We start from the raw sequence: 4,173 nt of genomic DNA, 5'->3' as shown, positions 1-4,173 counted from the left end.
CCTACCCGACCTTCATCGCTGCCGACGGACAGCGGGTGGCCGAGAGCCGGCAACTCCCCGGCGGGTCGTTCGCCTGGGTCCGGTTCCCGCTGGACGGCGCGCGAGCGGTCGCACTCCGCCGGCTTGCCGTCCAGGGTGCCGGTGAAGCTGCCCAGCACCCCCTCGGTGGTGACGCAGGCGTCGAACCGGTCACCGGAGCGGGTGACGTCGACGCAGGTGGCGTGGTGTCCGGCGAGCGTGGTGTCGCTCTGCTCGATGGTCGCCGCCGGGTCGAGGGCGGCCTCGGTGAGCAGTCTGATCACGGCGGGCGGGGTGACCAGGCCGAGCTTGCCGGCCTCCGTGTAGACGGCGACCGACGGTTTCCCGGCGGTCAGCACCGGCGGCAGCAGGGTGCACGAGGTGCGGCCGGCGGTCGTCGCGCACCGGGTGAACGCCTCCTGGGTCACCGTGATCTTGCCGGCCGGCCAGGTGTACGCCGACCGGAGCGGATCCTCCGTCTGGGCGATCGAGGCGGTCTTGCCGCCGGGGCGCTGGTAGTCGGCGGCCCAGGTCTGCTCGAGCGCCCGGTCCATCCGGGCGGCCAGGTCGTTGACCAGGTCGGCCCGGCCGAGGGCCTGTCCGGCGTCGTCGAGCGCCTGACACCCGGTGACCGTCAGCGACGCGATGACCGAGGTGGCGAGCACGCGGAGGGTGGTCGAGGCGGCGGGCATGGCGCCCAGCCTTGTCGATCGAGGCGACCTCTCGCAAACCCGTTGCCGGTTGACGCCCGAGAATCCGGGAATGTCCGTGTCACCCTTCGTCGGGCGTGGGATTCGCGTGCGGGTCCGTACGTCCGTCGCTCACCGGGTGGAGACGTGCGACCGGGCGTCGCCCGATACGCTGCGTGCAACACCTGCCTCAGCCGCACCGTCGCGGCCCATACCGGACCGGAACACACAAACGAGGAGCGACTCAGTGGCAACCATCGAGGGAATCGTCGCCCGGGAGATCCTGGACTCGCGGGGCAACCCGACGGTCGAGGTCGAGGTCGGGCTCGACGACGGCACGATCGCCCGCGCCGCCGTGCCCTCCGGCGCCTCCACCGGCGCCTTCGAGGCGATCGAGCTGCGCGACGGTGACGCGGACCGCTACCAGGGCAAGGGCGTCGAAAAGGCCGTCTCGAACATCGAGGACAGGATCGTCGACCAGCTCATCGGGTACGAGGCCAGCGAGCAGCGGCTGATCGACCAGAAGATGCTCGACCTCGACGGCACGGACAACAAGGCCGAGCTGGGCGCCAACGCCATCCTCGGCGTCTCGCTGGCGATCGCGAAGGCCGCCGCGGGCAGCGCCGAGCTGAGCCTGTTCCGCTACCTGGGCGGCCCGAACGCGCACCTGCTGCCCGTGCCGATGATGAACATCCTCAACGGCGGCGCGCACGCGGACTCCAACGTCGACATCCAGGAGTTCATGATCGCGCCGATCGGCGCGCCGAGCTTCCGGGAGGCGCTGCGCTCCGGCGCCGAGGTCTACCACGCGCTGAAGTCGGTGCTGAAGAAGAAGGACCTGTCGACCGGTCTCGGCGACGAGGGCGGCTTCGCCCCGAACCTGCCCACCAACGCCGCCGCGCTGGACCTGATCGCCGAGGCGGTGGAGAAGGCCGGCTACCGGTTGGGCACCGACATCGTCTTCGCCCTGGACGTGGCCGCCACCGAGTTCTTCGACAACGGCAAGTACACCTTCGAGGGCAGTGCGAAGACCGCCGAGGAGATGAGCAACTACTACACCAAGCTCATCGGCGACTACCCGATCGTCTCCATCGAGGACCCGCTGTCCGAGGACGACTGGAGCGGCTGGGCGACCCTGACCGCGGCGGTCGGCGACCGGATCCAGATCGTCGGCGACGACCTCTTCGTCACCAACCCGCAGCGGATCGCCCGCGGCATCACCGAGAAGGCCGCCAACGCGGTGCTGGTGAAGGTCAACCAGATCGGTTCGCTGACCGAGACACGGGCCGGCCGAAGGCCCGTTCCAGCAGGTCGAGGCGGTACTCACCGGTCCGTGGCGACCAGTAGCCGGTGCCGCTGGCGTCGCCCCGGTCGGTGCGCAGGGCGGTCAGCTCGGGGGCGCCGGCCAGCCGCCAGGTGAGCCAGTCGTGCGGCAGGCAGACCGCCGCCACCCGGTCCGCGTTCGCCGGCTCGTGCCGGGCCAGCCACCGCAGTTTCGTGGCGGTGAAGCTGGCCACCGGCACGCTGCCCGTCGCCTCGGCCCAGAACCGGCGGCCGGTCCCGTCGCCGCCGGCCTCCTCGACCAGGTCCGGGCCGGCGTCGGCGGACCGGGTGTCGTTCCACAGCAGCGCCGGCCGGACCACCTCCCCCGCCTCGTCCAGGCAGACCATGCCGTGCTGCTGGCCGGCGACCGAGACGGCGGCGACGTCGGCCAGCCCGCCGGCGGCCTCGACGGCCGCGCGCAGGGCGTCCCACCAGGCCCGCGGGTCGACCTCGGTGCCGCCCGGGTGCGGCGCGCGGCCCTGCCGGACCAGCGCGCCGGTCTCCGCGTCCCGGATGACGACCTTGCAGGACTGGGTGGACGAGTCGACCCCGGCGACGAGCGGCATGGCGACCCGCCTCAGCGCGCGCCGAGCACGTGCTCGACGGCGAGCTGGTTGAGCCGGACGAAGCCGAAGCCCTTCGCGGCCGTGGCGTCCACGTCGAACTCCTCGAACGCGGTGCGGTCGGCGAGCAGGTCGGCGTGGCCCTCGCCCGGGTTCAGCGTCGGCGTGGCCAGGTCGCGACCTTGCTGGCCGCGAGGGCCTCGGCCACCTCGGGGTCGGCCCGGAACGCCGCGGCCCGCTCCTTGAGCAGCAGGTACGTCCGCATGTTCGCCGCCGCCGAGGCCCACACCCCGGTCATGTCCTCGGTGCGGGAGGGCTTGTAGTCGAAGTGCCGCGGCCCGTCGTACGCGGGACCCCCGTCGGGACCGCCGTGCTCCAGCAGGTCCACCAGGGCGAACGCGTTGAGCAGGTCGCCGTGGCCGAAGACCAGGTCCTGGTCGTACTTGATGCCGCGCTGGCCGTTGAGGTCGATGTGGAACAGTTTGCCCTGCCAGAGCGCCTGGGCGATGCCGTGCGCGAAGTTCAGCCCGGCCATCTGCTCGTGGCCGACCTCGGGGTTGAGCCCGACGAGGTCGGGGCGGGCCAGGGTGGAGATGAACGCCAGCGCGTGCCCCACGGTGGGGAGCAGGATGTCGCCGCGCGGCTCGTTCGGCTTGGGTTCGAGGGCGAAGCGCAGCTGGTAGCCGTTGTCGACGACGTACTGGCAGAGCAGGTCGACCGCCTCGCGGTAGCGGTCCAGCGCCGAGCGGACGTCCTTGGCCAGGTCGTACTCGGCGCCCTCCCGGCCGCCCCACATCACGAAGGTGCGGGCGCCCAGCTCGGCCGCGAGGTCGACGTTGCGCAGCACCTTGCGCAGCGCGTAGCGGCGGACGTCGCGGTCGTTGCTGGTGAAGCCGCCGTCCTTGAAGACCGGGTGGGTGAAGAGGTTGGTGGTGACCATCGGGACCACCAGGCCGGTCTCGTCGAGCGCCTTGCGGAACCGGGTCAGCCGGGCGTCGCGGGTGGCCGCGTCCGCGCCGAAGGGGACCAGGTCGTCGTCGTGGAAGGTGATCCCGTACGCCCCGAGCTCGGCGAGCCGGTGGACCGCCTCGACCGCGTCCAGCTCGGGCCGGGTGGCGTCGCCGAACGGGTCGCGGGCCTGCCAGCCCACCGTCCAGAGACCGAAGGAGAACTTGTCGGCGGGGGTGGGACGGGGTGCCATGGCAGACCTCCGATGGTGTCGCCGCAATTTGTTCAACGGTTGAATTAAATGATCGCCGTGTGGCACTGTCAAGGGGTGACCAGCCCCAGCACCGCCGGCGCCGTCCGGCAGGGCAGCCTCCGCGAGCTCAACCTCGCGGTCGTGCTCCGCCGGATCGCCACCGCCGACCGGCCGCCCTCCCGGGCCGAGATCGCGGCCGAGACCGGCCTCACCCGGGCCACCGTCTCGCGGTGGTCGACGACCTGATCGGCGGCCGGCTGGTGGCCGAGGCCGGCCCCGCGCCGCGTACCGGCGCGCCGCCCGCCCGCGGCCTGGTGCTGGCCGGGGACGGCCCGGCCGGGCTCGGCCTGGAGGTCAACGTCGACTACCTCGCGGCCTG

1 protein-coding gene and 4 pseudogenes are annotated in these 4,173 nt (G+C 72.4%); 2 read left to right on the top strand and 3 right to left on the bottom strand.

The features are described 5' to 3' along the window. Positions 1-710: hypothetical protein (locus JNW87_RS35590; RefSeq protein WP_238455214.1), on the bottom strand; the 710-nt coding region annotated here is incomplete at its 3' end. A 244-nt stretch (positions 711-954) separates the two neighbouring features. Here JNW87_RS35590 and eno point away from each other — a divergent pair. Beyond that, positions 955-2,028 (top strand): annotated as a pseudogene (eno, locus tag JNW87_RS35585) (phosphopyruvate hydratase); the annotation flags it as partial. On the opposite strand, the pseudogene JNW87_RS35580 reads toward eno, so the two are convergent. Together JNW87_RS35580 and xylA are read right to left on the bottom strand one after the other, a co-directional pair. Further along, a pseudogene (locus JNW87_RS35580) lies at positions 1,985-2,596 on the bottom strand (FGGY family carbohydrate kinase); the annotation flags it as partial. The pseudogenes eno and JNW87_RS35580 overlap by 44 nt on opposite strands. Before the next feature lie 11 nt (positions 2,597-2,607). Next, positions 2,608-3,794, bottom strand: a pseudogene (gene xylA, locus JNW87_RS35575) (xylose isomerase). A gap of 48 nt (positions 3,795-3,842) precedes the next feature. On the opposite strand from xylA, the pseudogene JNW87_RS35570 reads away from it, so the two are divergent. Continuing rightward, positions 3,843-4,173, top strand: a pseudogene (locus JNW87_RS35570) (helix-turn-helix domain-containing protein); the annotation flags it as partial.

Source organism: Micromonospora sp. ATA51, from assembly GCF_016802855.1.
Classification (GTDB): domain Bacteria; phylum Actinomycetota; class Actinomycetes; order Mycobacteriales; family Micromonosporaceae; genus Micromonospora; species Micromonospora sicca.
The sequence above is the reverse complement of the archived record's forward strand: the minus strand, read 5'-3'. Positions and strand labels throughout refer to the sequence as shown.